Source organism: Sulfurimonas sp. (assembly GCF_027056685.1).
GTDB lineage: Bacteria > Campylobacterota > Campylobacteria > Campylobacterales > Sulfurimonadaceae > Sulfurimonas.
Map to the genome: position 1 here is coordinate 1 of NZ_JALUKE010000069.1, position 4,740 is coordinate 4,740.

The following is a 4,740-nucleotide window of genomic DNA, read 5'->3' on the forward strand; positions in this document are numbered from 1 at the left end:
AAGAAGAGATGCTTGAAGCGAATAAAATGGATTTAAATTACATTGGTCTAGGTGCATTTAGAGAAACATCAACAAAAACAGATATTACATCTGTATTAGGTGCTGAATTAGATAAAATTGCTGCGCATTCAAAGCATTTAGTGGCTGCAATTGGTGGCGTTAAATTAGATGATAACTTTGAAAATGTAACTTATAATGTAATTGGCAGTGGATTACTTTAATGAATATAGAAATTGTGTCAATTGCAAAAAAAGAAAAGACGATTTATGATCCTCTTTATAAAGATTTAACAAAGATGATTAGTCGTTTTGCTAATGTCACAGATAGAGAAATCTTTACAAAAGATGTAACAAAAGCACACACAATATCCCCAGAAGCTTCTCAAAAAGCATATACAAAGGCTTTAGAAGCTTATATTGGGAAAGATTTTTGTATAACTTTGCATCCAGATGGAAAACTTGTAGATAGTTTTGAATTTAGTAAGTTAATAAATGATAAAATGAATGTAAAGTTTTTTATTGGTGGTGCTTATGGATTTGAAGATAAATTTTTACAAAAAAGTGATGCTGTTATCAGTTTAGGAAAAATAACAATGAGTCATAAAATTGCAAAAGCAGTTTTGTTAGAACAGATATATAGAGGTTTTTCTATATTAAGTAACCATCCATATCATAAATAAAGGGAAGTGTACGTGCAAGCAAGTGAGTTAAATTATTTTAAAGAAATTTTAGAGAGTCGTAAGAAACAGATAGAGACTAATCTAAGTAGTGTAAATATTGAGTTGAATCAGTTAAGTAACTTGGATTTGAAAGATGAGGGTGACCATGCATCTGTCAATAACAATTCAATGGTTGAAAGTGCTATTTATGAACAACAAACGCAAGAGTTAAAAGAGATTAAAAAAGCGCTATTAAAGATTGTTAATGGTGGATATGGCATTTGTGAAATGTGTGAAGATGATATAGGTTTTCAAAGATTAAAAGTAAAACCTCATGCGATTTACTGTATTGACTGTAGAGAAATTGTAGAAAAATCTAATTAAGAAGGACTTAAAATGTATTTAAAAAGATATACGATAGCTGCGTTTATATGGATAGCTTTAGTTGGTTGGTATGTATATGCGTATGTGACGCAGAGAACTGTTAATATAGATTTCTTTGGTGTTCCTCTACCATCACTTTCGGTAGCACTGTGGGTTATATTACCTCTTGTTGTACTTTATCTTGCGAGTGTCTTGCATATGGCGATTTATTCTACATTAGGAAATTTTAGACTCCGTAAATATGATAAAGATTATGAAAAAATTATTGATGAAATTGCAGATACATATCTTGGTAAACAGGAGAGACACTATATCTTTAAAACTGAAAGATACAAGTTGCTAGGTACTCTTCTTGAAAACAGTATTATTTATCCGAAGGGTGATGTTAGAGATAAAATTAAAAATGAAAAGATAGAAAAAGTCATTGAGGCCATAGAAGCTATTAAGAGTGGTGAAGTTGCAGATTTAAAACGCTTTAATCTTCGCACTGATAATGAATTAGTTATTCAGAATACAAGAAATATGTTTAAAAAAGGTGACCTTAAAGCAGAAGATATTTTATCTAATAAAGAAAAATATAGTGAGAACTTACGCAAAGAGGTCTATTTAGAGTATATAAAAACAGCTAGTTTAGCAAATATTGAAAAATATAAAGAGTATCTTACAAAAGAGACTTTAAATACTATTCTTTCAAGAATTAATGCTGATGAAAATAGTTTATATATTCCTAATGAAGATTTAGTTTCTCTTGTTGAGGGTGTTCAACTAGATAAAAAAGATTTCATCGAGCTTTCTATGCAACTTGCAAATGCGCACATGATTCCAGAAGATAGAATTAAGCTTTTTGAAGTACTTTCTGAAAAGAATGAAGAGGCAATTGATGCTTATATTTTCACTCTCTATGATTTAGGTATGCATTCACCAGCAGATGCAATTTTAGATAATTCACAAAAAGATGAGTATCAAAATTTTAAAGCCTATCGTGCTCTAAAAGAGTGTGCTAAAAACTTTAATATTGATATTTTTGTATAGTCAATCTTGATGAATGATACAATCTGTTTTGACAAACCAGTATATGTCTTAGCACCATTAGCTGGTTTTACAGATCTTCCTTTTCGGAGTGTCGTAAAAAAATTTGGTGCTGATTTGACTGTGAGTGAAATGCTTAGTTCAAATGCTTTAGCTCATGGATCAGAAAAAACTCTTCATATGCTTCAAAAATCTCCTCTTGAAAATCCATATTCTGTTCAAATTGCTGGTGCTGATGTAGATATAGTTCGTACTGCAGTTGAACTTTTAAATGAACAAGATGGTATAGATGTCATTGATTTGAATTGTGGATGTCCTGTTCCTAAGGTTGTTGGACATGGAAGTGGAAGTTCTCTCTTACTTGATTTATCTCTCATGGGTGAAATTATAAAAACGATAAAAGATACCTCAAATAAAAAGCTTACAAGTGTAAAAATACGCTTAGGTTTTGAAGAAAAAAATCATATTGATATTGCAAAAATGGTTGAAGATAGTGGAGCTGATTTCTTAGCTGTTCATGGAAGAACCCGTGCTGGAAAATTTAAGGCTGCCGTTGATTATGATGCTATAAAAGAGATAAAAGAAGCAGTGAGTATTCCTGTTATTGCTAATGGCGATATAGATTCGTATGAAAAAGCAAAATGGGTACTTGAACATACTGGGGCAGATGGTGTGATGATAGGTCGTGGTGCTGTTGGTGCTCCGTGGATATTTCATCAGCTTCGCAGCGGTGAAGCACATGTCGATCAACAACTTAAGCATGAAATTATTATGGAACATTTTGATAAAATGATTGACTTTTATGGAACACATGGAGTGTCGATGTTTAGAAAACATACACATACTTATTCAAAGGGCTACAGAGGTGCATCCGCACTTAGAAATCAAGTAAATTCTATTGATGATATTGCGCAATACCGAAGTATTATTGATGAGTTTTTTAAAAATGGTGAGATGACACTGTAATGTTGGAAATAAGTAAATCAATTAAAAATCTTCAAACAGATGACATTTCAGATAATCTCTTACATTATGATTATAATACAAGGCATTTGCTTTCCCTTATTGAAAAAGGAATAGAGCTAGATGATCCTGCATATTTAAGTTCTTATCGTTCATTTGAAGGTGAAGTGTATGAAAATTTTGTTTATGAAAAACTGCTGCGTTATGCTGAAACTAATGAAGATATTGATAAATTCATACTTAAAGGTTTTCATCAAAATAGACATAAAGCTTATGCAAACACTCTCTCAATAAGTGAGAAGGAACAGATAGTTTACCGAACGAAAAGTAGAGAAATTAGCGAATTTGATGCTATGTTTATTACAAAAAATAATGAACTCTATTTTGTAGAAATGACACTAGTAAAATCAGTATTGAAACTGCGTAGACGCTTGAGAAAAAAATATGCATTGCTTGAGACAATATTTCCAAACTATACTATTAAGGCACTTATTATATTAAATGAGGGTGCTACTGGGGCAAAACAGTTTCCATCTTATTGTAAAGTATGGTTTACTAAAGAGTTTTCTGCTTCTAAAGTTTTTGAGTATATTACAACTTTAAAGAAGAGAAAACTTTTACCAAAAGAGAAAATAAGATCTAAAAAGATGATTGAAGCACATATGCTTAAACTTCATCCTTTTAGATATTATAATACAATGAGTTGGATTACAAAATCACTCAGAGGGCATAAGAATCATATTATAGATATGAAGTTTTTAATGAATGAAAATATTCAAAGGTATCATGACCTATACAATAAATTTTATGTTGGATTTATTGCCGTAAAGTATGTGAAAAATATATTACAGATTAAAGATGAAGAATATGATGAAAATCAACGAGTAGTTATAGCATTAGAGAAAAAACATTCTGATGAAATTGTAGTTACATACTATATTCAAACAAATAGAAAACGACTCTACCTTTATAGCTTTAATGATGCTGGTAAACTGCAAAAAGAGAAAAAAGATCCTTATGGCATTACCGTCACAGAAGTATTTCACATCAATAAATTGATGGATGAAAAATATGAGTTAAACGCAACAAATATTAAAACTATAAAAAAATTGCTTAAAGAAAATTACCAACGCAGTAAGAAGTAACTTCTTATCTACTGGTTATCACTATAGAGTAGCGTTGCTGCTCTCTCTTTATACGCTTGGAGTGGTTCTTGATTTTTCTCTTTTACATTATTATTTAGTGTAGAGGGTGTAGTAGAGAGAAAAGATTCTAACTCTTCATGTCTATTTTGAAGAATTGATTCAAACTCTTGTTGAGAAGATGGTTTTTCATCTGTAAACTTATCAAGTAAAATATTGCTTTTTCCCATTAAAACAAGATAACTTTGTGAACCAAAGTCTAGCATTACAACACTATTGTCTCCATCAATAGCTTTTTGAAATCTTATAGCTATGTTTTTACTCTCATCTTCTTGTGTTCCTTGATTCTTTTGCGGAACTTTATTTGTAGATTCAAAGAGCCACGGTGCTTTTTTTGTTTTTTTTTGAGGCATCTGTTTGGCTTGTACTTTTTTCTTGAGATAAAGTAAAATAAAGACACCAATTAGCATTATACTAATAACTATATAGTAGCTATTTGAAATATCTACACCTTTTTGTGTTGGCAATGATGAAAGTGAATTTTGGGGTTCTTGTTCTGTTGTA

At 30.8% G+C, this 4,740-nt stretch carries 6 protein-coding genes and 1 pseudogene; 6 read left to right on the top strand and 1 reads right to left on the bottom strand.

The window, feature by feature from the left end:
* The 6 genes from MVY38_RS03170 to MVY38_RS03195 form a co-directional block, all read left to right on the top strand.
* The coding region (locus MVY38_RS03170) for a thiamine phosphate synthase (protein WP_297483536.1) at positions 1-221 on the top strand (221 nt) is incomplete at its 5' end.
* On the top strand, positions 221-679 hold the full coding sequence (locus tag MVY38_RS03175) for a 23S rRNA (pseudouridine(1915)-N(3))-methyltransferase RlmH (protein WP_297483538.1): 459 nt from the start codon (positions 221-223) through the stop codon (positions 677-679). The genes MVY38_RS03170 and MVY38_RS03175, both read left to right, overlap by 1 nt.
* A 12-nt stretch (positions 680-691) precedes the next feature.
* A complete protein-coding gene (dksA, locus tag MVY38_RS03180; protein WP_297483540.1) occupies positions 692-1,042 on the top strand; it encodes an RNA polymerase-binding protein DksA in 351 nt (116 codons plus the stop codon).
* A gap of 12 nt (positions 1,043-1,054) precedes the next feature.
* On the top strand, positions 1,055-2,074 hold the full coding sequence (locus MVY38_RS03185) for a hypothetical protein (RefSeq protein ID WP_297483542.1): 1,020 nt from the start codon (positions 1,055-1,057) through the stop codon (positions 2,072-2,074).
* Positions 2,075-2,083: 9 nt separating this feature from the next.
* Positions 2,084-3,037, top strand: a complete 954-nt coding sequence (dusB, locus tag MVY38_RS03190; protein ID WP_297483543.1) for a tRNA dihydrouridine synthase DusB — start codon at positions 2,084-2,086, stop codon at positions 3,035-3,037.
* Positions 3,037-4,179 (top strand): hypothetical protein, encoded by a 1,143-nt coding sequence (locus MVY38_RS03195; RefSeq protein ID WP_297483544.1) that lies wholly within the window; start codon positions 3,037-3,039, stop codon positions 4,177-4,179. Before dusB ends, MVY38_RS03195 begins: the two co-directional genes overlap by 1 nt.
* A gap of 8 nt (positions 4,180-4,187) precedes the next feature.
* Here MVY38_RS03195 and MVY38_RS03200 read toward each other — a convergent pair.
* Positions 4,188-4,740, bottom strand: a pseudogene (locus MVY38_RS03200) (hypothetical protein); the annotation flags it as partial.